Below are 25911 nucleotides of genomic sequence, written 5' to 3'. Positions count from 1 at the left end.
CCTTTAGGAACTCTCGTGAGTTCAAGGGGAGTGGCCGAAAAAGAAGAAGACGTTCAAGGAGGATGCATGCGCGCGGAAGTCAAAAAACACGGTGACGTGACGATCATTTCAATCGCCGGGATTCTCCATATCGAAGAGACGCAGCCCTTCCGGGAAATCTGCAAGAAACGTTTCATGGGCGAAAAGATTGTCTTCAATATGAGCGGTGCGAATTTCGTGGGCTCCACGGGGCTGCAAAGCTTCATGGATGCGGTCAAAGGTTTGGACGAGGCGGGCACGCATGGCGTGAAAGTCGTAGGGCTTAAACCCGAGTTCAAGCGCTTGTTCGCGTCCATCGAGAACGCGCGTTTTCAATATTTCGAAGATTTACGTTCGGCGGTCGGTGCATTCTTGCACGCTCCCGCATTGAGTTTCGCGGCGACCGTGAGTCCGGCCGCCGCTGTCGAGCCGACTAACGTGATTGCGTTTCAACGGCCTGCCGCAGTGAAGTCAATTGACGACTGAGCTCGGCGTTGAGTTTCTCCATGGCCGCGAGTTGCGCGCGCGCCTTTTCCAGTTCATCGGATTTCGTCGACCATAGGTAGCGTAGGCTTCCCAGCTGCTCTTCGAGCTGCTGGTTATGGCTTTCCACGCGCGCCTTTTCGCCGCTCGCGAGTTCGGCTTTACGGTCAAGGTCACGGGCCTGTTCGAGGGCCACGGCCAGCTCGCCGCGCAGCTGCCCCAGATCACTCTGTAGCTCCTGATGTTTTTCGGTCGTCTCGCGCTCAAAGTCCAACTTCTGCCGGCGCAGCGCCACCACCAAATTCGAAAGCTCGTCTTCGCGGGCGCGCATCTCGTCGAAGTTTTGGGCGCGCTCTTCCAATCGTCCCATTTGCAGTTGCAGATCCCGAACGTGGGTCGCGGCCTCTTGTTGCAAACGCTCGTAATGACTGACGAGCAATTCTTGCCGGCTTTCAGCCTGGTGGCGGATCTTTTCGATCTCGGTCACGTAGTTCGCTTTGTCTTGGCGCAACTGATCGATGGTCAACTCGCGATCGGCGAGTTCGCCGTTGAGTTTTTGGATCTCGACCATCAGGGAATCCGCATAGGATTTCAGCTGTTGGATGAACGGCTTCACCTGCGTCTTGATGCGCTCATGATACTTTTTGTAGCGGTCGAGCTTTTCGGCAAGGTTTTCGTAATCGGGAAGGCGCGTACGAAAATCGTGAACGACCGACTCGAGTTTTTGTTCTTTGTTGCGCCAGATGCTTTCTTTCTCTTCGAAGACGCGTTTCTCGTCGGACAAAGCGTTGTTTTTCGCTTCGAGCGCGCGGTGGATCTGCCGCAGGCGATCGTTTTCGTTTTCGAGAAGGGTCAGGCGACGCAAATTGACCTTGAGGCGCGCAGCGAGATCGTCGTTTTGTCCGATCAGCGCTTCGACCGTGGCCGAACGTTTGATCTCGAGCGGAATTTCACGGTGAGTTTCCGAATGGTCGGGCACTTCGTCGGGCGTGGGCACGCGTTGAGGATCGTCCTCTTGGAAATCCAGTTCTTGAAGTTGGAATTCCGTATTCCCCAGAAGAGGTTTCGGGTTCGCGTTTTTGAGATCCTGCAACCGGCCGAACTGGACGTCATCGATGTCCGTCTGGTCGGGGGACAGATTCACCTGATCCATGGTGTCCTCCTTGGATTCCGTCATGGAATCCCGACTTCAGTGTTGCAGGTTGATACGGTGGCTGTCAAAAAGCCGGACCTCGGTCCTGGACCGGAGTCTGGCCCTTCATCGAACTCGCGGAACGTCCGATAGGACGTAGGTATGGGCGTTCCCGTCATTATGACCGACAGACCAACCTTTATCGTGGATTCCCGGGATCTGGGGCGCAGTGATTCCCTGCGCCACAAAGTTGTGACCTTGGTCCGCGAAGAGGCTTACGATCAAGCGGTCAAAACGCTCACGGATCACCTCAATGCCCCGACCCCGTTCCCGAAGTATCCGTCACGTATTCAGCGTTTCGTCGAACATGCGGTCGATCTTGTGCGCGCGATCGAGATGAAGCGTAATTTTCCGGGGATTAATCGCCTGACGGCGGCCCGTCAGCAAGATCTAAAACTGAAAGTAAAACAACATGTTGATGAGCTGATCTTCATCCTCAAACGCATCGAGGCGGTGGAAATCAGTTTGCGTGTGGAGGACGTTCGCTCCACCGTGATCGTCATGCACTCGATCGTTCTGAGCGCTTTTGCGCTCGCGGTGGTCGCGTTCGTCATGGAGCTCAGCCAAGGGCTGATGATGACCGGGGTCGTCGTGGTCGACGACCTGTTTCAGGATCTTTCAAATTGGCTCTTCGCGTTCCTCGGGTGAACGCGCACTTCTTATAGACTCTTGTAGACGGCGTCGAGGACTTGGATGAATTGTCCCGCGTCGAGCTTTTTGCCGTTCACGAAGATGCTGGGCGTTCCCGGGACTTTCGCGTTCACGCCCTCGCCGGTCAGGCGGAGCAGGAGCGCGTTCGTGTCGGGGCTGTCCACGCAGGCCTTCAGCTGATCTGCGGGCGCGCCGACGGCTTTCGCGATTTCGTTCAGATCTTCATCCCAACGCGAGGACGACAGCGAGCTCTGGCGCTCGAAAATCCAGTCGTGCGCGATCCAGCCTTTTTGCGTGAGTTGTTCCGAGCAGAGCGTTGCCGCCGCGAGCTTGCAGCGGTAGCCGTCGCCTTTCTGCGTGATACCCGAGTTGCAGGTTCCGTCGAGCGGGAAAGGCTTGAAGACGAGCCGCACGTCTTTGCGGCTTTGCGTGAAGATGTGCAGAGGCGTCGCCGCGGTTTTACAATGCGGGCAAAGGAAATCCGCGAATTCGACGATCGTCATTTTCGCTTGGGCGGGGTCGCCCACCGCATACGAAAGACCTTCGTTCGGGTTGAACTCGTTCGCGGTGCTGGTTTTCCAGAACGAAACGGTCTCTTCGATCAGGTGCGGGGGGATCGAACGCCCGAAGGTGTCGCGGCCCATACGATTCCCCAGCCACGCGATGGCGGGAACCAGGACGATCAGGATCACGATCCAGCGCTGCTCGCGCAGGGCCGGCAGGATATCGAGCCGGAAAGGGGATTTGCTATTTTCCAGTCGGGTGACCTGGAAGGCGGCGAAAGCCTGGACGGCGCTCAGGACGTAAGCGGCGATACAGAACAAACAGTAGGTGGACAGTTGGAGCATCGAGATCGCGCCCATGACCACCGAGGCCGCGAGCACCAGCGCCGACAGACCGAAGGTGAAGCGCGCCACCCGGCCCGTGTCGGCGGACAGGCGGGTCAGCATCATGAGCAGGAAAAAGAGCAGGACGCCGTTGGTGGCGAGTCCCCAGACCGCGACGGGGATGCCGGCCACTTCCGAATAACTGCTTAAGGCGACGGCATCGCAATTGAACTGGCTATTGATGTTGCAAACGCTCTTGGAATCCGCGACGCCGGATTTAAGCCGGTAGTTTTGCGCGGACAGGTATCCGTGAGTGGCCAAGGCGAGCAGGGTCGCGACGATCGCGGTCAAGATCCAGAACTTTTGTGTTTTCATGGTGCTCATTAGAGCCGCTTTCCCATTTGAAATCAATCACCGGAAGTGAAAGGATGTTGAGGATTGGGCACGGCACCGTGGATACGCATCCGACAAGAACTCTACCAGCAGCTGCAAAAGCATGTGCAGTTGCTGCTTGGCCATGAGCCTGCGGATCTGAGCCGTTACCGCGAGGATTTCGAGAGAGAGTTCCAGAAGGCGTGGCGACCTTCGACGCGCGACGTTTTATTTCAAGAGATTGGGACTTCGGACATCATTCTTTTGGCCGACTTCCACGCGTTGGCGCAGAGCCAACGCAGTCAGTTGCGTATTTTAAAGGGGCTGCCGAAAGGGTTATCCTTGGCTTTGGCGGTGGAGTTCTTCGAAGCTCGGCACCAACCGCTGATCGACCGTTACATGGCTGGCGACGTGACGGAAAAGGAATTTTTAAAACAGATCGAGTGGTCGCGCAGCTGGGGATTCCCCTTCGAGCATTATCGCCCCTTGATTCGTTATGCGCAGAAGCATCGCATCCCGGTCTACGGTTTGAACCGCCATTTCAGTGAGCGGACCGGGCGAACTTTGAAGTTACGCGACGACTTCGCCGCCGAAAGGATCTTAGAGATTCGACGCGAGGATCCCGCACGCAAGGTTCTGGTGGTCTACGGAGACTTGCATTTGGCTTCGAATCACTTGCCGAAAAGCATTGAAAAACAGCGCGGCCGCAAAGAAATTCTACGCGTCTTGTCCGTGTTCCAAAACAGCGAAAAAATCTACTTCCGACTGCTGGAAAAAGAACAGGAACTTTCGGTCGATGTCGTGCGTTTAAGTCGCGATCAATTCTGCATCATCTCGATCGCGCCATGGGTGAAGTGGCAAAACTATCTGCTGTTTCTAGAAAAGCATCTGGATAAGGAACTCGCGGGGGAGTCGGTGGAGTACACCGATCACGTCAGCCGGTTCGTGAAAGTGATCGCGACGGATTTCAACCTGCGGATCAGCGAAGGGAGCTTTTCGGTTTACACTCCCGATGACGATTCGTTCTGGCCGAAGTTGGCCGAGCGCTACTCGGGTAAAGAGCTGAAGACGTTCCGTGACCTCATTCTCGAGTCGAAAAGTTTCTACGTGCCGGAGCTACAAGTTGGGTTTTTGGCGCGGCCCTCGGTCAATCACGCCGCCCAGCTGGCGATGTCGGTGATCCATGCGGAAATTTCCGGTTGGCGAGCGTTCCCCCAAGCGACGCCCGAGGATTTTTTGAAGATGATCTGGCTCGAGGCGGTTCAGTACTTCGGATCGAAGTTGATCAACCCGAAGCGCAAGACCGACACGATCCAGGACCTTCGTGCAGCCCTCGCTTCGCGGAGTCCTTTGGATATGGGGGAAGAGGCTTTGAAAATTGCGCTTCATCAGCGGATGAAAGAGGTCCTGTTCTTGACCGGTCAAAACTCCAAATTGACTCCCGCGCGTCCGCGAAGGACCGCGTCTTACCGCGAAGCCGCGCGGCTTCTGGGCGGAATGCTGGGTGAAAAGCTCTATACCGGCTTTCGCAAGAAGCTGATGAGCGGGGACGCGGTTTTAAGGCTGTTCCGTCGCTCCGTCGATGGTCCAGGTTTTACGGAGTTCTACTTCGAACTTCTCGAGATCGTTGAGGGTCTTCCGGAAGCTTTTCTTTCGAAATCCGAAAAAATGTGAAACAATTTTTTAAGGCAACCGATAAGGATTTCGGGCGCTTAACCCCGTTCGCGTGCGTTTTGGGGTGAAGCGATTGTTTCGTCATTGGAGGATTGATGTCCAGCGAAGTTCGCTGTTGGTATTTGAATCAGAAAGGCAAAGCGACCGGACCTTACGCTTTTTCCGATCTCAAATCCATGGCCGCGCAAGGCTCGCTGAAGGGGCACGACCTCGTATTTCGTGAAGGCTCCGCCGAGTGGAAGCGCGCTTACGATTGGCCCGAACTCGTGCAAGAGTGTTTCTCGGATGAGAACCGGTCCTCGCTTTCACGTTTGATCAAACTTCCGGAAGAAGAACGCGCCGTCGAAGATCAGTGGGTGCTTCTCGTTCGTGAAGACGGCGAGAAGGAAGTCCGCTTCCGTCAGAAGGGGCCTTTCCATACGGACGAAATCCGTCGCATGCTGGTCGACGAAAAAATCAAACCGAGCGATCACATCTGGAAAAAGGGCGCCGCACGTTGGGTCCCTTTGTATGACGTGCCCGAATTCCGCGTGCACAATTTGAAAATGACGAAGGCCGCCGAGGCGGCCTTGAATCAAGTGGCCTCGATGCCGGACCTGGCGCAGGCGCATGCGGATCCCTTCGCCGCCATGATGCCCGCGACTCCGGATCAGGCGGGGAGTGCGCCGGTGGCGGCCTCGCCCGCGCCGGTCAAACCTGTCGAAGCGCAACCGGACCCGGTCGCACCGGCCAAGCCCGCCGAAGCCGTGAAGGCTGCGGAGCCCGTCGTGGAAAACGTCGCCAAGAAGACCCCGGCCGTGCGCGCGTCGATTCCGTCGACGGCGCCCGAAGCCGAGGTCCCTGCGAAGGCGCCCGAAGCCAAGGCGGCGACGAAGTTGCCCGAAGATAAGATCGCGGCGAAGACTCCGGAAGTGAAGCCGGACGGCGCGACTCCGGATCGTCAAGCGATCCGCGAATGGGCGCTGGGTTTGGTCGGCAAGGCGCAGAAAGAAGATCTCGAGGCGATCGCTCCGGGAAAAGCGCAAGTTTTCTCTCCGGAAGTCACGAAGACCGATCACGAGATTTCGGTCGTCGCGAATCCCGCACCGTCCCCGCAAAGCCCTTCGCCGCAAAGTTTGGCGAAGCCGACGCCCGAAGCTTCCAATGCTCCGGAGCCGACGTTGGAGCCGATGCCCGTGGACCTCAGTGAGTCGACGCCCGCGCCGGTCATCGCAAGCGAGCCTGAAGTGGCGAGCACGCTTGTGCCCATTCTGAATTTCGAATCGGTGAAAGAAGAGCCTCCGGTTGTTGCCGAGGCGCCGCCAGAGGCCTCGCCGATCTTGTTGGACGACGATGAGCCTGAAAATTTCGTCGTTCAGGCTCTGCGCGCGACGGCCCTTCGGGAAGAGGCGGTCGCTCCCGCGCCGGTGGAGGCGCCGGTTGAAGTCTCGAGCGAAGCATTGATTCAAACACCGAGCCCCGCTCCCATTGAAGCTCAGGCGGAAGCGCCCGCTTCGCGCGAAGCGGAATCGCAAGAGGTCGTGAGTTTGGAGGAGCCGGTACCGGATGAGACTCCGGCGCTGGCCGTCGAGCCTGAACCCGCTCCCGCGCCTGTCGCCATCCCGGTGGTGGCGGCGGCGTCGCCGGTGTCTGTGCCTGAGCCGACGCCCGCGTCCTCGGAAAAGACTCCGTCGACGGAAGCTCCCGCGCCGGAAACTCCGGCGGTGAGTGCGTCGCCGTCTTTTTCGGATGAGCTCACGCCCATTCCGGAATTGCCGGTGGCTGTGCCAGCCGTCGCTCCGCGACCCGCTTTCCCCCAGCCGACGGCTCCGATCGCGACGTCTCCGGTGACCGCAGCTCCGACTCCTTCCGTGGCCGCGGCCTCGGCCGTCGTTCCGCCGGTGGCGGGAGTCGAGAAGGCGGCGATGCCGATCTTTGCGACGAGTCCCGTTGTTCCCGACGATGGAAGTGCGGAAGAGATCATCAATCCCGCTCGCCTGAGCGAAAGTTATTCTTTCGAAACGAAGTCGACTGAAGCGAAGTCGACGTCGGCAAAGCCCGCCGCGGATAAAAATAAAATTCCGGCCGCGAGCGTGCCGGCTGCGCCGATGGCGCCCGTGGCCTCGAAAGCGGGGACTCCCGCAAAAACGCCCGCGGTCGCCGCGACGGCGGCTGGAGCCGTCGTCAACGCGGCGGCGGTCGCGAAAGCTCCGGCCGGCAAAGAGGCCGCTCCGGGCGCCGAGTTCACTTACGATTTCGAGCCGCCCAAAACCTTCTTCAGCAAAGCCGCGCCTTTTTTTGGCGTCATGGTGATTGGGATCTTCGGTGCGGGAGTCTGGGCGACTTTGAACACCGATAAGTCGGTTTTCCAGTCGAGCTCCAGCGCGAGCCAAATTCCTTTCGTCGCGACGAACACGTCGGAGAATTCGGCGACGGAGCCGATCGAGGTCCCGCCGTCCGCGAAGACTCCGCCGCGCCCCGTGCCGCCCGTGGCGAATCCTTCGGCTGCGGCAGTGCATACGCAAGCGCAACCGGCCGCCGCGGCCGCGGCTGTTGCGGAAGATGAGGGTCCCGAAATGATCGTGGCGGAACCGCCGGCGGTCGCCGTCGCAACGCCGACCCCGACGCCGGTGCCGAAAGCGGAGCCCGCCGCGCAGCAGGCGGCCGCCAATCCCGCCGGCGACTTTGACGGAAAAAATCCGATCGTGCGGATCAATACGCAAAACAACTTCCTCGAGATCATGGGGCCGTTCCGCAAAGGTGAACTCTTGCGCATCCGGATCGAAGGTCGCGCCGGTCAAATCTTGGATCTGCCCGCGCTCGTGCAGAAGTACGAAGTGCGTGCGGTCCAGGATCATTACTATCGCGTGTCGGTGAAAGAAGCCCGGATACCCAAGGGTGAGTACTTGGTCGCGGTTCAGTTCGGTATGAATCGTTTCAGCCGGGGCGTGGGGCACGGTAAAGACGGCGGATTCCGCGAGGCGCTTCAAGGTCACCGCAAAGCGATCAGCTACGATCAGCAGCAGGAGCGTAAACGTCTTTTGCAGGCGACGAAGGACTTCGCGCAGTTGCTCGCCAAGGCGGAAACGTCGGCCAAAGATGCGGGCGCCATTAAATCCCTGCAACGTGAACTGGATAAGAAAACGCCCCGCGAGCTGCGTTTGGTGCGCACGAATCGCTACGAGCTGATTTTCTTCGACTACTGGGAGAAACTCGCGGCGCAGTGGGAGCGGGTTCAGGTCACGATGAAGGACAACCCGGGCCGGAATCCCGCCTCGGTAGGAGAGTTCAGTCGGGCACGCAAGATGGCGGCGTCACTGGAAAATGAAGTGCGTTCGTCTTCGATCTGGAACTGATGGAGGGCGGGCGCGGGTCAGTCCCCGCGCTCTCGCGACGGCATCAAACTCTTAAACTCTTTACCCGGCTTGAAGCGCGGGACTTTGCCCCCGGGGATATCGACGGTTTCTCCGGTTTTGGGGTTGCGCCCCTTGCGTCCTTTGCGATGCAGGCGGCTGAACGTGCCAAATCCGACGAGCTTCACTTCTTCACCTTTCGCGACGGTCTTCTGGATGATCTCCAAAGTCGCGTCGATCAGGATTTCGGATTGAGCCTTGGTCATTGAAGTTCGCTGAGAGATCTTATCGATGAGTTGCGCTTTGTTCATGTCTGACGATCCTCTTCGCTGCAAAGGAGCCATAACCTAGGTTTGACCCGCAAAAACCGTCAACGGGCTTAGCGGACGCGCTATCGAAATTATGGAATCCCGTCCCCATGTTGTTCGCGGAAGTAGCAATAATGCGGCGAAGTTTCTGACAGAATTCGTCAAAAATTGAGATTCTTGGGCCTTGACAGAAATTTCTGTTGGTAAACCCCGCGGATCGCCCTCGACCTAAATCGGGAACCTGCCGATAGGTCTAGCATGAAGAGCGAAAATCTATTTCTGGTGCTGATCCTTTCTCTGACCGCGGCGGTCTTGCTGGTTTCGGGGGAAGCCAAAGTTTTTCTGGGTGAGGCCGGAACCGTCACGTCGCTCGAGATCGAGTCTCTGCGCCGCGATTTGAAGTCGTCGGAGTTGCGTGAAACGCTCGCGCGCGAACAGATCTACGATTACCAACAAAGCGTTCTGAAAACCCTTGCGAAAGACCGTGGTCCGAAGAACTGGCAAGAGCTGTCCCTGGTCAGTCAGGCCCGCGCGTTGGCGTCGGTCGAAGAGGTGGATCTCTCGGCGTCGATGCTCGCCGCCGGGAAAGATGAATTCAACGCGGGAAAATACGTGATCGCCGCGCAGAAATTCCTGGCCGTCACGGAAAAATATCCCGCGTCGCCGTCCGCCCTGGAGGCTCGCTTTCTGCGGGCGGAGAGCCTTTACCTTTCGGGACAAATGGATCCGTGCGTAGAGCAAATCGACGAGATGATGACGCAGTTTCCGGATCACCCGATGACCGGATATCTGATGCTGCGTCTGAGTCAGATCATGAAGAGCCGCAGCCGGACGCTCGAGGCGCGGGAAATTCTGCAGATGATTCCTCTCAGTTTCCCGAAGGAAGTGCAACTCATCGAGCAAGCTCGATCCCTGGAAGGGGATATCCGAATTCTATGAGTCGCGCGCGTGCGGGCATCGCCCTCTTACTTCTGCTCTTTCTGCCGGCGGTGGCTTTGGCCAGCGAGGGAGAAGTCACGCAACATAAGGATTTGGCGGCCGGGCCCGCGCTTCTTGTGGATTTGCCGAAGGGCTGTTTCGCGAAAGCGGAATATCCGTGCGCGATCCGTGTTTCCGAGCGCGGCGAATTGCGCTTGGGTTCCGCGAAGTTTCTGGCGACTCCGGAAGCGGAACTTCGAATCACGAATGTGCACGAGATCCTGATTTTAAGTGGGACTTGGTGGCTTCAGCAGACCGAGAATCTGACGGTTAAGTTTGGAGAGATTCGTCTCGTGCTCGCGGGGGATGCGTTGATCGAACGCGGTTCCGAGGGGCTGCAAGTCGCCAATCTCAATGGCCAGATGAAACTGAAGAATGGGGATGTGGAGGCCTCCGTCGTGCCGACGGGCTTTCGTAGCCTGGTCGCGGGACTGGACGGCGAGGGTCGCCTGGTTCAGCGCGAGCTGCGCGCGAGTGAGCCCCTAGAGCTCATGAACCGACTTCTGCATGTGACGGGCGCGGGTTACGCCGACGTCCGAGCGAAGGCGCCGGAGTACCGCGAGTTCGCCAAAAAGGCGGTCGGGGAGTCGGCGGCGCTTTATCAGTCCACGATCCAAAATCGTCAAATTGCGAGCGAGGCGGCGGCCGCGAAAGCCGCGCAAAAGCGGGCGGCCGTGGAGGCCGAGCGGCAACGGTTCCGAACGATGTTTCGGGAACGTTTTTATGGTGAAGCCGACTAGGCGTACGTCTTAACCCCAAAGCCCAGATTCCGGGTGGCGCCTCGTTCCCCATCCGTCCCGTGGATTCCTTCGTGATAGCCTGAAGACAGTCTATCAGGAGGAAAAAGATGTCCTCAATCAGCAGCTCCGATCGTTCACGTCACACGGACGAACTCCGTCGCACGCGCGAAGAATATGAAAATCGCGAAGCCGAAGGGGTCAAGAAACAAAAAAAGGAACTGCGCCGGGTTCAAGAGAAGCACAGTCAAGAAGTGCAGGACATCACGGACAATTACGAGGGCCGGATCGATGCCGTGCAGGCGAAGTCCCGTGAAACGATCACGAAACGTGATGAAGCGCATCGCGAGCAAGTCGATCAAATTCGCAATATGTATCGCGAACAGCTTCGCCGGAAGACGGAAGACAACGAATCGAACAGCAAAGTTCTGCGTCAGACCCTGAACGCGGAAATGAACAAACAAGAAGCCATCAAAGATCAGCAACGTTCCGAGCTGGAGCGTAACTTTCGTGATGCTCTGAATGAGCGGGACGCGCAGTTCGCCGAACATAGCGAGCGCTCGCGGACCCAGATCAAGGATTCCTTGGTTGATCGCACGGATAAGCTGAACCAAAAGCACGACCGTGAAATCGAGGCGTTGGCGCAGGATCGGGATCGCAAGATCTTCGATATGCAGAAAAACCAAGGCGATCAGAAGTCGCACTACGAAGCCCGCCTGCGCGATCAAGAGCGTCGGGCGCGTTCCGATCGTGAGCGGGTTGATAGCAACTGGCGCTCCATCGTTGAAGACCAGGCGGCGATCAACTCCACCGTGCTGGAAAATCGCAATCAGCTGCTGAAGGCCGAGCGCGATGCGCTTCGCGAGGACTTCCGCGTCCGCGCGGATGGGGAAGCCTTGAAGAACGATCAGATTCGCGACAACATAAAGGCGGAGGTCGGGGAGCGTTTGGACCGTCAGGTCCGTCGCGCGAATTACGATCTGCGCAAGGCCAACAGCGAAAAGATCCAGGCCGATCTCGTGCATAACCGTCGCTCCAAGATCGAGCGCGACAACATCGTGCAAAGCTACGAGGCGCGTATGCGCGATCTGGAAGGGCAGGTTCAAGGATCGCAGGAGCAATCTCGCGAGCTGACCCGTCGTCGGATCGGGGATATGGCCGATAAGTCCGAGAAGCTTTTGCGCGAGACCAATCGTCGCAATCGGGGCGATCAGGATTTGCAACAGTCGAAGTACCGTGAGGATCGCGCGCGCCTGATCGCGGAAGGGGAAGCGAAAGTGAATCGCGCGGAGGAACGCGCCGACACGATCGTGAATCGCGTGAAGAAGGCGACGAACGACAGCCAGGTTGTTCAGAGCAAGTACTACCAAACGAATTTGGAGCAGCTGAAGGACAGCTACGCCGAGCAGCTGGGAGCGCAACGTGAAGCGCACTTGGATAGTTTGGCGAAAATCCGGATGGGCATGGAAGCCAAAATGCGTTCGCAGGATGCGAAGGCCCAAGCACGCACGGAAGCCCTGGTGCAGAACTACGAAGCTAAAATCAAAGCGATGGACGAGCAGCACGTGGCCGAGTTGAAGCGGATCAAAGACGCCAGCGACAGCCGTATTGAGCAACGCGACAAAAACCATCGTTTTGAGACCGAAGCGGTGGCTCAGAAATACGAAGTGAGATTGTCGCAGCAGGCGGAATCCCACCAAAAAGAGATTGAGCGCGTGCAAAAGCGGCATGAAGAGACCATGGCCGACATCGGCAACCGCATGAGCTATCTCAAAAAGAAGGCCTAAGACTCCTGGTGCCTCGGCCGGGGGCGCTTAGCCCGGGGCACCTCGCCGGCCGCACCTAGCCGGCCGCACCTAGCCGGCCGCACCATAGCGGAACTAGGGCTTGTCGAGTGTAGGGACTTCTGACAATCCTTAATGCATGCTTGCAGACCGCCGTACGAAAATCGTCGCCACCATTGGTCCCGCCACCCGTAGCCCCGAGAATTTGAAAAAGGCCATCTACGCCGGAATGAACGTGGCGCGCCTGAACTTCTCGCATGGCACCCACGAAGAACATCTGGAAGTCATCCAGTCGATCCGTCAGCTCTCGAAAGAGCTTCAGGCTCCCGTGACCATTCTGCAGGATCTGCAGGGACCGAAGATCCGCGTGGGGCGTTTCGAGGGCGGCGGCGTGCAGCTCGATCCGGGCGAGGTCGTCACCATCACGATGAAGCCCGTTCTGGGGAAGAAGGGGCTGATCCCTTCGGACTTCCCGGAGCTCGCGCGCAGCGTGCGCGAAGGTTCGAAAATCCTGATCGACGACGGCCTCATGGAGCTGAGGGTTCTTTCGCCGGCCGCGCCCGGAGCGGATGAATTCACGGCTGAAGTTCTTTACGGTGGATACCTGAAAGATCGCAAAGGCATGAACTGCCCGGGCGTCACCCTTGCGGTCGATGCGCTGACCCCCAAAGATCTGAAGGATTTGGATTTCGGCCTCGCGCAGGATGTGGATTACGTGGCGTTGAGCTTCGTCCGTTACCCGAAAGATATCCGGCGCGTGCGCGAGATCGTCGAAGCCGCGGGGAAGAAGACGAAGATCTGCGCGAAAATTGAAATGATCGAGGCGGTCGAGAATCTGGAAGAGATCGTCCGCTTGAGTGACGCCGTGATGGTCGCGCGTGGCGATATGGCCGTCGAAATCGGTCAAAGCCGCATGCCCGGCGTGCAAAAACAAATCATCCGCGTTTGCAACGAAATGAACAAGCCCGTGATCACGGCGACCCAGATGCTCGACTCGATGGTCGAAAATCCGCGACCCACGCGGGCCGAGATCACGGATGTCGCTAACGCGGTCCTGGACGGAACCGACGCGGTCATGCTTTCGGCGGAAAGCGCGAGCGGGAAGTATCCCTTCAAGTGTATTCGGACCATGCACGAAATCATTCGTGAAGTTGAAATGGGCGAGAACTACTACAAGATCTCTCTCGATCGGGAGTACCTGAGCGTCGCGGCGTCGATCGGCGCGAGCGCCTCGCTGAGCGCGTTCAAGATCGACGCGAAAGTGATCGTTTGCCTCTCGACCACGGGGCGGACCGCGCAGCAGATTTCGAGCTTCCGTCCGCGGGCGCGCTTGATCGCGGTGACCGATGAGTTCGACGTCTTGAACGGTCTGGAGCTCACGTGGGGACTGCAGACCCTCGTGATCGATCCGTACAAAAACATCGAAGATGTTTTGGCGAGCGTACAGCGCTCACTGATCGAAAACGGCCTGGCGAAGACGGGGGACAAGGTCGTGCTGACGTGGGGTTATCCGATGGCTTCGGGTTCGAAGACGAACTCGATCCACATTTACACGCTCGACAACTCGTCGCTCAGTCGGCGTGCCGATCTCGAGATCCCGCTCCGCTGCCAGACGGAAATGGAATTCTAAGACTTCGTCCGGTGCGGACTATTTGCGGACTTTTTTGAGGGCGTAAACGATCTGCCAGTTCGGCGTGATCTTTTCGAGTTCGTCGATCGGGACGTCGCTGAAGACGCCGGTCGCCTCCATGAGCTGATCGGAGATGAGTTTTTTCTCGACGAGGGGAAGCAGGTCTTCCACCTTCACGAGGTAACCGAGCTCACGCATCGAATCGTTCTGCACATCCGTCACGTTGAGCTTCACGATGCCCTTTTCGTTTTTCGGAAGCTTCCGGGCGAAGTGAAGAACCGCGTTCATCAACTTGAGGTCATCTTCCTTGATGTGGATGCGGTCTTTTTCCTGTTTGAAGAGCCAATCGTTGTACCACTCGACAAAACCGAAAAGAATTTCGGCCTTGTAGATGCAAATCCGTTGGCGGCCCTCGCCCATGTCTTCGACCTTCATGAGTTTCAGCTCGCTGAGGGCATTCATGAGCTTCTGCATTTTGTGCGTGGGCTCTTGAAAGATCTGAATCGTATAGTTACGCAGGACGCCGCCGGGAAGAACGAGGCCGTCTTCGGCGGGCTTCCCGTACTTGTGACCGACCAGATTTAAGATCGAAATCAGTTTGTTCGTCTGGTGGGGAGGGAAAAGCTCTTCGTCGTCGGACGTGGCCTTTTCGATCTCTTTGATGCGTTTGTTCGCGGCGCGCAGGTGCTCGTTCACGGTGCGCATGATCGCTTTCGCCCACTCGGGCATGGTCGCGAACTGGGCGTGCAGCGCTTTGTAGGGAAGGATGATGACTTCGGAGTCCTTGGTCGCGCGAACGCTGGCGGAGCGAGGTTTGTTGTCGAAGAACGCCATCTCGCCGACCAGCGCTCCGGGGCCGACCTCGGCCAACACGATTTCGGAATTCTGTTTGGTTTTGACGACGTTGAATTTACCGCTTTTGACGACGTACAGCGCGTCGGGCGCGTCGCCTTCGCGAAACAGGTAGTGATCGCGCTCGATTTTTCGGGTCCCCGACATGCACCCATTCTAAAGGGGGACTTGGCCCCTTGTCGAAGCTTCTTGGGAGAAGGTCTAGGTGACCGGGGACTAAAGCACCATCGGTTTGCAGTCCGGAGCGATCACGCAGCGACCGGCGGTCGCGGCCTTGACCTTTTCGGGAGTCAGGTCGGGGGCGTATTCGCGCAGGACGAAGCCTTCGCTCGTGATATCGAGGACGCCGAAATCAGAGACGACCTTGTTGATACACTTACGGCCCGTGAGCGGCAGGTCGCACTCTTTCATGAGTTTCGATACGCCCGCCTTATCGGTGTGCTGCATGGCCACGATCACGCGACGTGCGCCCGCGACGAGGTCCATCGCGCCGCCCATGCCCTTCACCATTTTGCCGGGAATCATCCAGTTCGCGATGTTCCCCATCTCGTCCACCTGCATGGCACCGAGGATGGTCAGATTGACGTGCCCGCCACGAATCATCGCGAACGAATCGGCGGACGAGAAGAAGCTCGCGCCCGGAAGCGCGGTCACGGTCTGTTTGCCGGCATTGATCAAATCGGCATCGACTTCGCTTTCGGTGGGAAAGGGGCCGACTCCGAGCAGGCCGTTTTCGCTTTGGAAGAAGACGTTCTTGTCCGAGGCCACGTAGTTCGCGACGAGAGTCGGGATGCCGATTCCGAGATTCACGACGAAGTTGGGTTCGACCTCTTTGGCGATACGGGCGGCGATTTGTTCACGGGTCAACGGCATGGCTAACTCCTCACGGTCCGCTGTTCGATGCGTTTTTCGAACGAGGCTTGGAAGATGCGCTGGACGTAAACGCCCGGCGTGTGGATTTGGTCGGGTTCGAGCTCGCCGATTTCGACCAGCTCTTCGACTTCCGCCACGGTGATTTTACCCGCCGTCGCGGCCATCGGGTTGAAGTTACGCGAGGTCTTGCGGAAAATGAGGTTTCCGAATTTGTCGCCCTTCCACGCCTTCACGAAGGCGAAGTCGCCGACGATCCCGCGCTCGAGCACGTACTCGCGCCCGCCGAATTCGCGGACCTCTTTGCCTTCGGCGACTTGGGTGCCGACACCGGTGGGCGTGTAGAAGCCGGGGATGCCGGCGCCGCCCGCGCGCATCCGCTCGGCCAGCGTCCCTTGCGGGCAGAACTCGACCTCGAGCTCACCCGAGATGTAGAGCTGTTCGAAAAGCGCGTTCTCGCCGACGTAACTTGAAACCATTTTCTTAATTTGGCGATTTTGCAGCAGAAGTCCGAGGCCCGCATCGTCCACGCCCGCGTTATTGGAAACGCAGGTGAGGTTTTTCGCGCCCAGGTCGCGGAGCGCCTTGATGGCGTTCTCCGGAATCCCGCAGAGGCCGAAGCCTCCCAGGACCAGGGTCATTCCGTCTTTCACGCCTTCGATCGCGCTCTTCGCGTCGGCGAAGACCTTCGGGTGCTTCGTCATGACTTACGCCTTCTCGATGATGAGGGCGACCGCTTCGCCGCCGCCGATACACAGGGTCGCCAGGCCATACTGTTTGTTGTGCGTCTGCAGGGCATAGACGAGCGTCGTGAGGATACGGGCGCCCGAAGCGCCGATCGGGTGACCGATCGCCACCGCGCCGCCGTGAACGTTCACGCGGTCGGCGGGGATTTCCAGTTCTTTCATCGCCACTTGCGTGACGACGCTAAAGGCTTCGTTGATCTCCCACAGGCCGATGTCCGCGACCTTGAGGTTGGCCTGCGCGAGCGCTTTTTTGATCGCGCCGACGGGGGCCGTGGTGAACCATTTCGGATCTTGCGCGAAGGTGGCCGAAGCGACGATCTTCGCCAGCGGCTTCGTGCCGCGCTTTTTCGCTTCGGTTTCGCTCATCATAATAATTGCGGCGCCGCCATCGTTGATCTTCGACGCGTTGGCCGCGGTGATGGTTCCGTCTTTGTCGAAAGCGGGACGAAGGCCGGGCATTTTATCGAACATCGCTTTCGTCGGTTCTTCGTCGGTCTCGACTTTCACGACGCCTTTTTTACCCTCGATCTCAACTGGCGCGATTTCATTTTTGAAATGTCCAGCGGCGGTCGCGGCTTGCGCCTTTTTGTAAGAGTCGATGGCGAAGGCGTCTTGCTCTTCGCGCGTGACCTTGTACTCTTTCACGCAAAGTTCTGCCGCCGTTCCCATATGCCAATTGTTGTAGGGATCCCACAGACCGTCTTTGATCATCGAGTCGACGACGGTCGCGGGGCCCATGCGGTAACCGGTGCGCGAGTTTTCAAGCAAGTGGGGGGCGAGGCTCATATTCTCTTGGCCGCCGGCGACGACGACGTTCGCGTTGCCGAGGCGGATGGAGTCCGCGCCGAGCATGACGGCCTTCAGGCCCGAGCCGCAGACTTTGTTGATGGTCATGCAGGGAACCGAGGGGGCCAGTCCGGCGTAAAGAGCCGCTTGACGTGCCGGAGCTTGGCCGACACCGGCGGTCAGGACCTCACCGAAGACGAGTTCATCCACATCGCCGGGCTGCAGAGCGGCCTGGGCGAGGGCACCTTTGATGGCGGCGGCACCAAGACGGGGTGCGGGCAGAGCCGACAGGGCTCCTTGAAAACTTCCAACGGGGGTGCGTTTAGCGGCGACGATGACGACGTTCTCCATGAGATCATCCCTTCTGTAGATGGCTTGAATTGATGCAGCGGCATCAAAGCAGACTTTTTCTAGCAATTCAACTCGCGCTCGTGGATCATGGGAGCCTGAAACGGGGGTGCTTCATGAGCGGATTTTCGACGACGCAAGTCATTTCGCCGATCACGTCATCGATCTTTTCGCGAAGTCTGGGGCTTTTGCTCTTGCTGGCGACCGCCGGCCCCGTTCAAGCCGAAGAGTTCTCGGCCGCCGGTTTCGAGAAGGTCGTGATCGTGGCGCCCGCAGGGCAAGTCGTGATCGGCGCGGGGGCTCAGCCGCTGATCCGCACGAGCTCCGTCCCGCAGATTTCGTGGTCCGCGCGCGAAGAGGGGAAAACACTGCGGCTGACCGCGACGACATCGCTCGGCGCGCCGCGGACGGGAGCGATGCCGAAAATTGAAATTCTGGGAGGAGCCTACGCTCTTGATCTGCATGTGACCGAGGGGCAGGTTCAGGCCTCGAAGTGGACTCGGCCCGTCTTGATCGATCTGCAAAAAGGCAAAGTCACGGCGAAAGAAAATCGCGCGGGACTTTCGGTCCAGGTCGGGCAAGGGCAGATCGTCGTCAGCGATCACGCCGGTCCGCTGCGCCTGGATTTATTCAAAGGCGACATCAACGTTTCGGCGTTGCAGGGGAATCTCCATCTGTCGGGACATCAGTCGGATGTGAAGCTCGATAAGGTCACGGGCAGCTTGCACGTGCAGCTTTATCAGGGCGCGGTCGATCTGAAAGGTTCGGGCGGAAGTTTGCAGTTTCAAACCGGCAAAGCGAGTTTGAATGCCAATGGATTTAAAGGGCGCATCGAAGGCGAAGCGGATGAGGGCGGCGTGACCTTGGGGCTCGTCAACGAAACCGAGGCCGCGGTGAAAACGGGCAGCGGTCGGGTCACGCTCGATACGAAAAATTCCGGTTCGTTGCTCGTTCTGCGCAGTGAAGAAGGCGACATCACCGGAAGCCGCACCCTGCGTGCGGGAAAGGACCGGGGCGCGCAGGTTCTGCGCGGGCGGGTGAAGGGCGGCGACGGCGGTCGCGTCGAAGTCGTCGCGACTCGCGGGAACATCGTCGTTCGAGAATAGTGATTTCGCCCTATTGACAGAGGTCGTGAAATCGTCCAACGATGACCGCATGGCAAAACCCACGAAGAAAGCTCCCGCGAAAACTGCCGCAAAACCGAGCGTAAAGTCGAAAACTCCGGCTAAAACGCCCGTCAAGGCGGCAAAACCTGCTAAGGCGCCTGCGAAAGCGGCAAAGCCCGCTCCTAACGCGAAGCCCAAAAAGGCAGAGGCCGCATCCGCGGCGGCCCCGAAAAAGGGAATCTTCGATAAGGTTTTGACGAAGCTCGGCGTGAAGGCGGCCGCTCCGGCCCCTGCGGCGGGGGCTAAAGCCAATGGCGGCAAAAAGGCCAAAGGCGCGAAGGCTCCCAAGGGCCGTCGCGACGAAGAAGAGTATCTCCCCGAACCTGAAGAGGGGGGCGGTGAGGACCTTCCCGATCTTGAGGAGTTCGACGAAACCGAAGAGGTCGCCGAAGAGGAAGTCGCTGAAGAAACGGATGTCGATTCGGATGATGTGGAGGCCTCAGCGCCTCCGCCCGCGGATGACGAGATCATTCTGACCGATGCCGAAGGCCGCCGTTACTGCAAAGTGAAAGAGTGCGACCAGGCCGCGATGGTCGATGGCTACTGCCGTTACCACTATCTGCTGCTCTGGAAGCGCATCCAAGTCCGTCGCAAAATTTTGGTCGACGGCAAACTCGAACGTTACGTTGAGGAGTTGACCGCACGTTATCCGGATAAGTTCCTCGAGATGATCCGCCGTGATCTGAAAACGGAGAAGGACTTCCAAGCCGCGATTGCGGAGCTCGAAATCGACGAAAGTGCGAACGAGAACGAGTTCGAGGACGAAGCACAAACCTACATCGACGAGGTCCGCGGCGTCACCGAGGCCGGGATGTCGACCGAAGAGGAAGAGTTCTAAGGTCGCCGGGGGCGCCTAGCCGCTCACTTGTTGAAACGCGCCGCGGCCCACGGGCGCAGTCACAATTCGAAAAATAAAAAGCCCGGGTCTCCCCGGGTTTTTTATTCGCAGCGCGTTTCAACAAGTCAGCGGCTACCTCAGTGCAGGACTTCGGGGTCTTCGCCTTCTTCGTCGTTGTAGAGGCTGACCGAGGTCAGGCCCAAGAGGCGGTCCGCTTCGTTTTCCAGGTCCGTGTTCACGGTCGAGAATTGGAAGTACAGGACCTGCTTTTCGAATTTGAAGGGTTTCCAGTCGACCGGGAGTTTTTCGCGGGCTTCGCCCTCGAAATAAGACGCCAAAAGTGAGGCGGCGCCATCGATGCAGCTGTAGATTTTTTCGATCGCGTTTTCGTGCGCGGGATCGAAATCCGCCGAAATTTCGAAGTTATTTTGGCGCAAAGTCTGCGGCTCGCGAAAGCCGACGCGCAGGCAGATTTCCTCGGGGAAAATGCGGCCTTCCACCACCAGCTTGGACTGGCCCAGTTCGTGTCCGAAGGCCTCTTTGAAGACGTTCGTGATTTGGCCCAGATACTCTTCCGGGAAGGGGGTCCACTTCTTCGAGCTCGATTTTCTAGCATCCATGGAGCGGCAATCTAGCCCAAATGACGGAAAGCAGCAATGGGCTTCGAGCAAAAAAGAAATGACCGTGCCGGACGGGGTTTGACCCCCCGAAAAAGCTGTGTGAGATTGCGCCCTTAACAGAATCAGGAGAAGTCATGACGGATGTTCCTGGAACCCCCGAAAATACAGTCGGTGCGGTGACCCCAGCGCAAAACTCCAAATCCCTGACTCCCGCGATCGAACGTGGCGTTTACGTTTCGACCTACGGGTGTCAGATGAACGTGAACGACACGGAACGGATGTACTCGCTGCTCGAAATGCAGAACTACACGCCGGTCACGTCCCCCGAACAGGCGGAGCTCATCATCATCAACTCGTGCTCGGTGCGTGAAAAGCCCGTTCACAAGGTCTACTCCGAGGTCGGGAAATTCCGGAAACTCAAAGAGCGCAACCCCAATGTCAAAGTCGGCGTCGGCGGCTGCGTGGGCTCCCACGAAAAAGAAAACCTGATCAAGTCCGCACCCATCATCGACTTCGTTTTCGGGACCGACAACATCGACCAGCTTCCCGAAATCATCGGACGCCTGGAGTCGGGGAAAGTCGTCGAGACCCGCTTTCAGCACCGCGCGCCCTATCACGTCGAGACGCTCGCGCGCGCGCCGGGGGTTTCGACCTTCGTGAACATCACGAAGGGCTGCGACAACTTCTGCACCTTCTGCGTGGTTCCTTATACCCGCGGCCGCGAAAAAAGCCGTCCGCTCCAGCACGTCATCAACGACGTGAAAGCGCTCGTGAAACGTGGCGTGAAGGAAGTGACCTGCCTGGGTCAGAACGTGAACTCCTACGAGTCCGAGTGCGGGGCCGACTTCGCCGACCTGCTCGAGGCCTTGGCCACGCAAACCGAGATTGAGCGGATCCGTTTCACGACGTCGCATCCGAAAGACTTCGACCAAAAATTGGTTGAGGTTATGTATCGCAATCAGCCTAAGGTCTGCGAGTATGTCCATCTGCCTTTTCAGAGCGGGAACTCGCGCATCTTGAACCTCATGAATCGTGGCTATACCCGCGAAGAGTATCTGGAAAAAATCGCGATGATCCGTAAAGCCATCCCGAACGTGGTGCTGTCGACGGACATCATCGTGGGCTTCCCCGGTGAAACCGAAGAGGAGTTCCTGGACACCATTTCGCTGGTCGAAGAGGTGGGTTTCGAGACGATCTTCGCGTTCAAGTACTCCCCCCGTAAACTCACCAAGGCCGCGCGTTTTGACGGGCAGATCGATGAGGACACCAAGTCCGACCGTCTGGATCGTCTGTTCAAAGCGCACGACGTCTGGGCGAAAAACGACGCCGAGAAATACGTCGGGCAGACGCTCGACATCCTGGTCGAGAAGATGGATGAGAACCGCGGAAATCTTTCCGGTCGTTCCACGCAGAATAAACTCACCTACTTCACCGGTCCCAAAGAGCTCATCGGTCAGACCATTCCGATCAAGATCCTGCGCGCCTTCCCGGCGGTCCTTCACGGGGAAAGGGTGTTGAACGGATGATGAGGGCTCGCGAATCGAAACCCATTCAACTGAAACCCCTCGGCGTCCAGATCATGGGCGAAGGGCTTTTGCCGGTGCTCCTGTTGAAAGAGAGCGCGTTTGAGGGCTTCGGCGATCTGTCGCTGCCGGTGCCGCTCAGTCCGCTCGAGGCGGGGCTGACGCTCGGACAGTCGCAGCCCCATCTGGAGCTCACGGGACCGCACAAAGGTGCGGCCGCGATTTTTGAAAGCGTCGGGATCAAAATCAAAAAAGCGACCTTCGAGGATATTCAGGGGCAGAAACAACTTCTGCGGCTGACGTTTGAAAATCACCCGCATTTGAAGACGCTGCTTCTGCCCGCGGCGGGGGCTTTGTCTTTGTGCTTGGCGCTGAAGGTCCCCATCTACGCCTCGAAAGAGTTCATCCTGCGCAGTCAGGCCATGGCCAATGAGCTGCAAGGCATGGCGGAAGATCTGAAGCGGGCCCAGGTGGGCTTGAAGAAGAATCACGAATTTTTGCAGTAAAGGATCGTTCAATGTCTTGGATACGCACAGTGCGCGGTTTCACTCCCCGGATTCACCCCTCGGTGTTTCTGGCCGAGAACGCCGCGATCATTGGCGACGTCGAGATCCAGGAAAAATCGAGCATCTGGTACAACGTCACGATTCGGGGTGACGTCATGCCGATCAAGATCGGTCGCGAGTCCAACGTCCAAGACGGCAGCGTCATTCACGGCACCTACGGGAAGTTCGGCACGACCCTCGGGAACCGCGTGACGATCGGGCATATGGTGATGCTGCACGGGTGTTCCGTCGGCGAAAACGGCCTGATCGGTATGGGCGCGGTCCTCATGGACGGCGTCTCCATCGGCGCGGATTCGATCGTAGGGGCGGGGACGCTCGTCACGGAAGGCAAAAGCTTTCCGCCGCGCTCGTTGATCCTGGGGCGCCCGGGGAAGCTCGTGCGGGAGCTGACCGATGAGGAGCTCCAGCGACTGCAGCATTCGGCGGACAATTACTTACTTTATCAAACTTGGTATCAGGCGGAATCTTAAGAAGGGTGTGGGTATGGCTCTAGAGAGTGGAAAGATCGAGTACGCGCTGACGTTCGACGACGTCTTGCTTTTGCCTCAATATTCGGAAATCGTTCCCAGCGAGGTGCAGACCGAATCGCACTTCGCGCGCGGTAAAAATCTGCGCGTGCCGATTCTTTCGGCCGCGATGGATACGGTCACCGAAAACCGCATCGCCCGCATCATGGCGCAACTGGGTGGTCTGGGGATCATCCACAAGAATCTCACCATCGAAGAGCAGGCTTTCGAAGTCGAGAAAGTGAAAAAATACGAAAGCGGCATGATCACCGACCCGATCACGCTGCCGCCGAATGCGCTCGTGAGCGAGGCGCTCGAGCTGATGAAAAAATATTCGATCAGCGGCGTTCCCGTGACGGTGGATCGTAAGCTTGTCGGGATCCTGACGAATCGCGATCTGCGTTTCGAGACCAACGTCAATCAGCCGATTTCGAATCTGATGACCAAGGAAAAGCTCGTGACCGCGCCGGTCGGCACGACGCTGCTGCAGGCGAAAACGCTTCTGCAACAACACCGCATCGAAAAACTTCCCGTGGTCGGAAAAGAGGGCCTTTTGATGGGCCTCATCACGATCAAAGATATCGAAAAAGCGCAGAACTATCCGCAGGCGACGAAGGACTCGCAGGGGCGTCTGTTCGTCGGCGCCGCAGTCGGCGTCGGGAGCGACAGCTTTGAACGTGTGGGCGCGCTCGTGAAGGCGGGGGCGGACGTGATCGTGATCGACACGGCCCATGGCCATTCCAAAAACGTGCTCGAGATGGTGAAGCGCGTGAACTCGACGTTCAAGGATACGATCATCGTCGCGGGGAACGTCGTCACCGCCGACGGCACCGAGGCGCTCTTTAAAGCGGGCGCGGACGTCGTGAAAGTCGGCGTCGGTCCCGGCTCGATCTGCACGACCCGCGTGGTCGCGGGCGTGGGGATGCCCCAGATCTCGGCGATCATGGAGTGCTCGAAGATCGCCAAAAAGCACGGCAAGACCATCATCGGCGACGGCGGAATCAAGTTCTCGGGCGACGTGACCAAAGCTTTGGCGTTGGGCGCGAACTCCGTCATGATCGGCAATCTGCTCGCGGGCGCGGAAGAATCCCCCGGCGAGACGATCCTGTTCCAAGGCCGGACCTACAAACTTTACCGCGGTATGGGTTCGCTCGCCGCGATGAAAAAGGGCTCGAAGGACCGCTACGGACAAATGGACGTGGCGGAAGAAGACAAACTCGTCCCCGAGGGGATCGAGGGGCGTGTTCCTTATAAGGGCGCGGCTTCGGCGATCATTCACCAGCTGGTGGGTGGGCTGCGCGCGGGGATGGGTTACGTGGGGGCGACGAACGTCAGCGAACTGCAAGAGCGGGCGCGCTTCGTTCAGATCTCAAGCCAAGGTCTTCGCGAATCCCACGTCCACGATGTCAGCATTTTGCGTGAAGCTCCCAACTACCGGATGGAAAACTAAAAATGAGCACTCAGACTTCCGCGGAACGTCCGTTTTTGATTTTGGATTTTGGGTCGCAATTGACCCAGCTGATCGCGCGCCGTTTGCGCGAGTTGAACTTCTACAGCGAGATCGTGCCGTTCGACGAACCGCTCGAAAAGATCAAGGCGCTGAAACCTCTGGGGATCATTCTGAGCGGGGGGCCGTCGAGCATCTACGATGAGAACGCGCCGAAACGCGATATCGATGAGTTGCTTGAGCTCGCGCCGCTGCTGGGCGTGTGTTACGGCATGCAGCTGATCGCCGCGCACATGGGCGGGATCGTGCAAAAATCCGAACACCGCGAATACGGCTTTTCGAAAGTGTCCTGGAAAGAGCCCTTCGGAAACGTTCCGAAAGAGCAAAAGGTGTGGATGAGTCACGGTGACGTCGTGAAGGTGCCGCCCGCGAATCTGAAGATCGTGGGCACCTCGGAAGGCGGTCACCCCGCGGCGCTGAAAGGGCATCGCGTCTGGGCCGTGCAATTCCACCCCGAGGTGGCGCACACCGAAAACGGCATCGAGATCCTGAAGGCGTTCGCCACCCAGGTCGCAAACGCTCTGCCGAACTGGAACGCCCCGCACATCATCGAAGTCTTGCAGCAACGGGTGAAAGCCCAGGTCGGAAACGATCACGTCCTGTGCGCGCTTTCGGGCGGCGTCGATTCGACGGTGGTGGCGACGCTTTTGACGAAGACCCTCGGGGCCGAGCGCGTTCACTGCGTTTTTGTCGACAACGGACTTCTGCGTAAAAACGAATTCACGAGCGTGCTGACGAAGCTTCAAGCTTTGGGGCTGAACGTGAAAGGGGTTGATGCGAGGAAGGAATTTTTGACCGCGCTGGCGGGAATCTCGGATCCCGAGCAGAAACGCAAAACCATCGGGCGGGTTTTCATTGAAGTTTTTGATGCGAACAAACCGGCAGGGGTCGAAATCAAGTGGCTGGCGCAAGGGACTCTTTATCCCGACGTGATCGAGAGCGTGTCGTCGCGTGGGGGGCCTAGTGTCACCATCAAGTCCCACCACAACGTGGGTGGGCTGCCGGCCAAGATGAATTTGAAGCTGGTCGAGCCGGTGCGGGAGCTCTTTAAAGACGAAGTCCGCGAGATCGGGAAGCGTCTGGGGCTGCCGCAGGATATGCTCATGCGTCACCCTTTCCCGGGGCCGGGCTTGGCGATTCGGATCTTGGGTGAAATCACGGCCGAGAAAATCGAAACGATGGTGGCGGCCGACGATATTTTTATCTCGAAACTGAAAGAGAAAGACCTGTATCATAAAATTTGGCAGGCGTTCTGCGTTCTGCTTCCGGTGAAAACCGTGGGTGTGATGGGCGACGGCCGAACCTACGAAAATGTGCTCGCGCTGCGTGCGGTCACAAGTTCCGATGGGATGACGGCGGATTGGTATCCGTTTGAATTCGAGTTCTTACGGGAAGTTTCGAACGAAATTACGAATCGGGTTCGCGGGGTGAACCGGGTAGTCTATGATGTCACCAGCAAACCCCCCGGCACCATCGAGTGGGAGTAAAAAACTGATAAGCGCCCAAGGGACGGCGTTGGTCGTCGTCGACGTACCCACAGGGTACGCCTTCCTCCTCCCGCCTTGCCCTTGGACCCTTCTCAGTTTTTTCTGAGGAT

23 protein-coding genes are annotated in these 25911 nt (G+C 58.3%); 15 read left to right on the top strand and 8 right to left on the bottom strand.

All coding sequences use genetic code 11. From position 1 onward, the window contains the following. The first annotated feature begins 66 nt into the window (after nt 1-66). The gene (locus KF767_16235; GenBank protein MBX3019436.1) at nt 67-504 is read left to right on the top strand and encodes an anti-sigma factor antagonist; all 438 of its coding nucleotides are present in this window, start codon (nt 67-69) and stop codon (nt 502-504) included. On the opposite strand, the gene KF767_16230 is transcribed toward KF767_16235, so the two are convergent. Beyond that, nucleotides 452-1678 carry a hypothetical protein gene (locus tag KF767_16230; GenBank protein ID MBX3019435.1) on the bottom strand — a complete coding sequence of 409 codons (1227 nt, stop codon included), beginning with the start codon at nt 1676-1678 and terminating at the stop codon, nt 452-454. The two genes, KF767_16235 and KF767_16230, sit on opposite strands and share 53 nt — an antisense overlap. A gap of 159 nt (nt 1679-1837) precedes the next feature. Between KF767_16230 and KF767_16225 the strand changes: the two genes are divergently transcribed. After that, complete coding sequence (locus KF767_16225) at nt 1838-2341, top strand: hypothetical protein (protein ID MBX3019434.1); 504 nt, start codon at nt 1838-1840, stop codon at nt 2339-2341. Between the two features lie 11 nt (nt 2342-2352). Here the strand turns inward: KF767_16225 and KF767_16220 are convergent, their stop codons facing one another. Further along, nucleotides 2353-3546: a DsbA family protein gene (locus KF767_16220; protein ID MBX3019433.1), complete on the bottom strand. Its 1194-nt coding sequence runs from the start codon at nt 3544-3546 to the stop codon at nt 2353-2355. A gap of 63 nt (nt 3547-3609) precedes the next feature. Between KF767_16220 and KF767_16215 the strand changes: the two genes are divergently transcribed. Both KF767_16215 and KF767_16210 read left to right on the top strand, forming a co-directional pair. Next, on the top strand, nt 3610-5217 hold the full coding sequence (locus KF767_16215) for a ChaN family lipoprotein (GenBank protein MBX3019432.1): 1608 nt from the start codon (nt 3610-3612) through the stop codon (nt 5215-5217). Nucleotides 5218-5312: 95 nt separating this feature from the next. Beyond that, entirely contained in the window at nt 5313-8552 is a 3240-nt protein-coding gene (locus tag KF767_16210) for a DUF4339 domain-containing protein (protein MBX3019431.1), read from the top strand. Nucleotides 8553-8569: 17 nt separating this feature from the next. Here the strand turns inward: KF767_16210 and KF767_16205 are convergent, their stop codons facing one another. After that, nucleotides 8570-8860, bottom strand: coding sequence for an HU family DNA-binding protein (locus KF767_16205; GenBank protein MBX3019430.1), 291 nt, complete (start codon nt 8858-8860; stop codon nt 8570-8572). A 279-nt stretch (nt 8861-9139) separates the two neighbouring features. On the opposite strand from KF767_16205, the gene bamD reads away from it, so the two are divergent. The 4 genes from bamD to pyk all read left to right on the top strand — a co-directional run bounded on the left by bamD (nt 9140) and on the right by pyk (nt 13986). After that, a complete protein-coding gene (gene bamD, locus KF767_16200; protein MBX3019429.1) occupies nt 9140-9796 on the top strand; it encodes an outer membrane protein assembly factor BamD in 657 nt (218 codons plus the stop codon). Next, nucleotides 9793-10575, top strand: a complete 783-nt coding sequence (locus tag KF767_16195; protein ID MBX3019428.1) for a hypothetical protein — start codon at nt 9793-9795, stop codon at nt 10573-10575. The genes bamD and KF767_16195 overlap by 4 nt, the downstream gene beginning before the upstream one ends. 107 nt (nt 10576-10682) lie before the next feature. Next, the gene (locus tag KF767_16190) at nt 10683-12359 is read left to right on the top strand and encodes a hypothetical protein (protein MBX3019427.1); all 1677 of its coding nucleotides are present in this window, start codon (nt 10683-10685) and stop codon (nt 12357-12359) included. A 136-nt stretch (nt 12360-12495) separates the two neighbouring features. Then, nucleotides 12496-13986 carry a pyruvate kinase gene (gene pyk / locus KF767_16185; protein ID MBX3019426.1) on the top strand — a complete coding sequence of 497 codons (1491 nt, stop codon included), beginning with the start codon at nt 12496-12498 and terminating at the stop codon, nt 13984-13986. An 18-nt stretch (nt 13987-14004) separates the two neighbouring features. Here pyk and KF767_16180 read toward each other — a convergent pair whose 3' ends face one another. The 4 genes from KF767_16180 to KF767_16165 all read right to left on the bottom strand — a co-directional run bounded on the left by KF767_16180 (nt 14005) and on the right by KF767_16165 (nt 17591). Further along, complete coding sequence (locus tag KF767_16180; GenBank protein MBX3019425.1) at nt 14005-14985, bottom strand: Crp/Fnr family transcriptional regulator; 981 nt, start codon at nt 14983-14985, stop codon at nt 14005-14007. A 69-nt stretch (nt 14986-15054) separates the two neighbouring features. Further along, complete coding sequence (locus tag KF767_16175; protein ID MBX3019424.1) at nt 15055-15711, bottom strand: CoA transferase subunit B; 657 nt, start codon at nt 15709-15711, stop codon at nt 15055-15057. A 2-nt stretch (nt 15712-15713) separates the two neighbouring features. Then, nucleotides 15714-16412 carry a CoA transferase subunit A gene (locus KF767_16170; protein MBX3019423.1) on the bottom strand — a complete coding sequence of 233 codons (699 nt, stop codon included), beginning with the start codon at nt 16410-16412 and terminating at the stop codon, nt 15714-15716. A gap of 3 nt (nt 16413-16415) precedes the next feature. Next, on the bottom strand, nt 16416-17591 hold the full coding sequence (locus tag KF767_16165; protein ID MBX3019422.1) for a thiolase family protein: 1176 nt from the start codon (nt 17589-17591) through the stop codon (nt 16416-16418). A 113-nt stretch (nt 17592-17704) separates the two neighbouring features. Here KF767_16165 and KF767_16160 point away from each other — a divergent pair, with 113 nt between their 5' ends. After that, nucleotides 17705-18694, top strand: a complete 990-nt coding sequence (locus tag KF767_16160) for a hypothetical protein (protein MBX3019421.1) — start codon at nt 17705-17707, stop codon at nt 18692-18694. A gap of 49 nt (nt 18695-18743) precedes the next feature. Beyond that, nucleotides 18744-19592, top strand: coding sequence for a hypothetical protein (locus KF767_16155; protein MBX3019420.1), 849 nt, complete (start codon nt 18744-18746; stop codon nt 19590-19592). A 137-nt stretch (nt 19593-19729) separates the two neighbouring features. On the opposite strand, the gene KF767_16150 is transcribed toward KF767_16155, so the two are convergent. Further along, complete coding sequence (locus KF767_16150) at nt 19730-20212, bottom strand: hypothetical protein (GenBank protein MBX3019419.1); 483 nt, start codon at nt 20210-20212, stop codon at nt 19730-19732. A 134-nt stretch (nt 20213-20346) separates the two neighbouring features. On the opposite strand from KF767_16150, the gene miaB reads away from it, so the two are divergent. From miaB to guaA, 5 genes are read left to right on the top strand one after another with little or no spacing between them, the layout of a single operon-like run. After that, nucleotides 20347-21738 carry a tRNA (N6-isopentenyl adenosine(37)-C2)-methylthiotransferase MiaB gene (miaB, locus tag KF767_16145; GenBank protein ID MBX3019418.1) on the top strand — a complete coding sequence of 464 codons (1392 nt, stop codon included), beginning with the start codon at nt 20347-20349 and terminating at the stop codon, nt 21736-21738. After that, entirely contained in the window at nt 21735-22241 is a 507-nt protein-coding gene (locus tag KF767_16140; protein MBX3019417.1) for a hypothetical protein, read from the top strand. Before miaB ends, KF767_16140 begins: the two co-directional genes overlap by 4 nt. A gap of 11 nt (nt 22242-22252) precedes the next feature. After that, complete coding sequence (locus KF767_16135; GenBank protein MBX3019416.1) at nt 22253-22771, top strand: gamma carbonic anhydrase family protein; 519 nt, start codon at nt 22253-22255, stop codon at nt 22769-22771. A 13-nt stretch (nt 22772-22784) separates the two neighbouring features. Then, nucleotides 22785-24257 (top strand): IMP dehydrogenase, encoded by a 1473-nt coding sequence (gene guaB / locus KF767_16130; protein MBX3019415.1) that lies wholly within the window; start codon nt 22785-22787, stop codon nt 24255-24257. A gap of 2 nt (nt 24258-24259) precedes the next feature. Continuing rightward, complete coding sequence (gene guaA / locus KF767_16125; protein ID MBX3019414.1) at nt 24260-25801, top strand: glutamine-hydrolyzing GMP synthase; 1542 nt, start codon at nt 24260-24262, stop codon at nt 25799-25801. Nucleotides 25802-25911 lie beyond the last annotated feature (110 nt).

The organism is Pseudobdellovibrionaceae bacterium (genome assembly GCA_019637875.1).
Taxonomy (GTDB): Bacteria; Bdellovibrionota; Bdellovibrionia; order Bdellovibrionales; family Bdellovibrionaceae; genus JAHBUW01.
The sequence above is the reverse complement of the archived record's forward strand: the minus strand, read 5'-3'. Positions and strand labels throughout refer to the sequence as shown.

What these genes read in the sequence shown, in the direction of transcription:
- KF767_16235 (MBX3019436.1), top strand. Translation starts at nt 67, where the DNA reads ATGCGCGCGGAAGTCAAAAAACACGGTGACGTGACGATCATTTCAATC.
- KF767_16230 (MBX3019435.1), bottom strand. Translation starts at nt 1,678, where the DNA reads ATGACGGAATCCAAGGAGGACACCATGGATCAGGTGAATCTGTCCCCC.
- KF767_16220 (MBX3019433.1), bottom strand. Translation starts at nt 3,546, where the DNA reads ATGAAAACACAAAAGTTCTGGATCTTGACCGCGATCGTCGCGACCCTG.
- KF767_16210 (MBX3019431.1), top strand. Translation starts at nt 5,313, where the DNA reads ATGTCCAGCGAAGTTCGCTGTTGGTATTTGAATCAGAAAGGCAAAGCG.
- KF767_16205 (MBX3019430.1), bottom strand. Translation starts at nt 8,860, where the DNA reads ATGAACAAAGCGCAACTCATCGATAAGATCTCTCAGCGAACTTCAATG.
- KF767_16195 (MBX3019428.1), top strand. Translation starts at nt 9,793, where the DNA reads ATGAGTCGCGCGCGTGCGGGCATCGCCCTCTTACTTCTGCTCTTTCTG.
- KF767_16190 (MBX3019427.1), top strand. Translation starts at nt 10,683, where the DNA reads ATGTCCTCAATCAGCAGCTCCGATCGTTCACGTCACACGGACGAACTC.
- pyk (MBX3019426.1), top strand. Translation starts at nt 12,496, where the DNA reads ATGCTTGCAGACCGCCGTACGAAAATCGTCGCCACCATTGGTCCCGCC.
- KF767_16180 (MBX3019425.1), bottom strand. Translation starts at nt 14,985, where the DNA reads ATGTCGGGGACCCGAAAAATCGAGCGCGATCACTACCTGTTTCGCGAA.
- KF767_16175 (MBX3019424.1), bottom strand. Translation starts at nt 15,711, where the DNA reads ATGCCGTTGACCCGTGAACAAATCGCCGCCCGTATCGCCAAAGAGGTC.
- KF767_16170 (MBX3019423.1), bottom strand. Translation starts at nt 16,412, where the DNA reads ATGACGAAGCACCCGAAGGTCTTCGCCGACGCGAAGAGCGCGATCGAA.
- KF767_16165 (MBX3019422.1), bottom strand. Translation starts at nt 17,591, where the DNA reads ATGGAGAACGTCGTCATCGTCGCCGCTAAACGCACCCCCGTTGGAAGT.
- KF767_16160 (MBX3019421.1), top strand. Translation starts at nt 17,705, where the DNA reads ATGAGCGGATTTTCGACGACGCAAGTCATTTCGCCGATCACGTCATCG.
- KF767_16155 (MBX3019420.1), top strand. Translation starts at nt 18,744, where the DNA reads ATGGCAAAACCCACGAAGAAAGCTCCCGCGAAAACTGCCGCAAAACCG.
- KF767_16150 (MBX3019419.1), bottom strand. Translation starts at nt 20,212, where the DNA reads ATGGATGCTAGAAAATCGAGCTCGAAGAAGTGGACCCCCTTCCCGGAA.
- miaB (MBX3019418.1), top strand. Translation starts at nt 20,347, where the DNA reads ATGACGGATGTTCCTGGAACCCCCGAAAATACAGTCGGTGCGGTGACC.
- KF767_16140 (MBX3019417.1), top strand. Translation starts at nt 21,735, where the DNA reads ATGATGAGGGCTCGCGAATCGAAACCCATTCAACTGAAACCCCTCGGC.
- KF767_16135 (MBX3019416.1), top strand. Translation starts at nt 22,253, where the DNA reads ATGTCTTGGATACGCACAGTGCGCGGTTTCACTCCCCGGATTCACCCC.
- guaB (MBX3019415.1), top strand. Translation starts at nt 22,785, where the DNA reads ATGGCTCTAGAGAGTGGAAAGATCGAGTACGCGCTGACGTTCGACGAC.
- guaA (MBX3019414.1), top strand. Translation starts at nt 24,260, where the DNA reads ATGAGCACTCAGACTTCCGCGGAACGTCCGTTTTTGATTTTGGATTTT.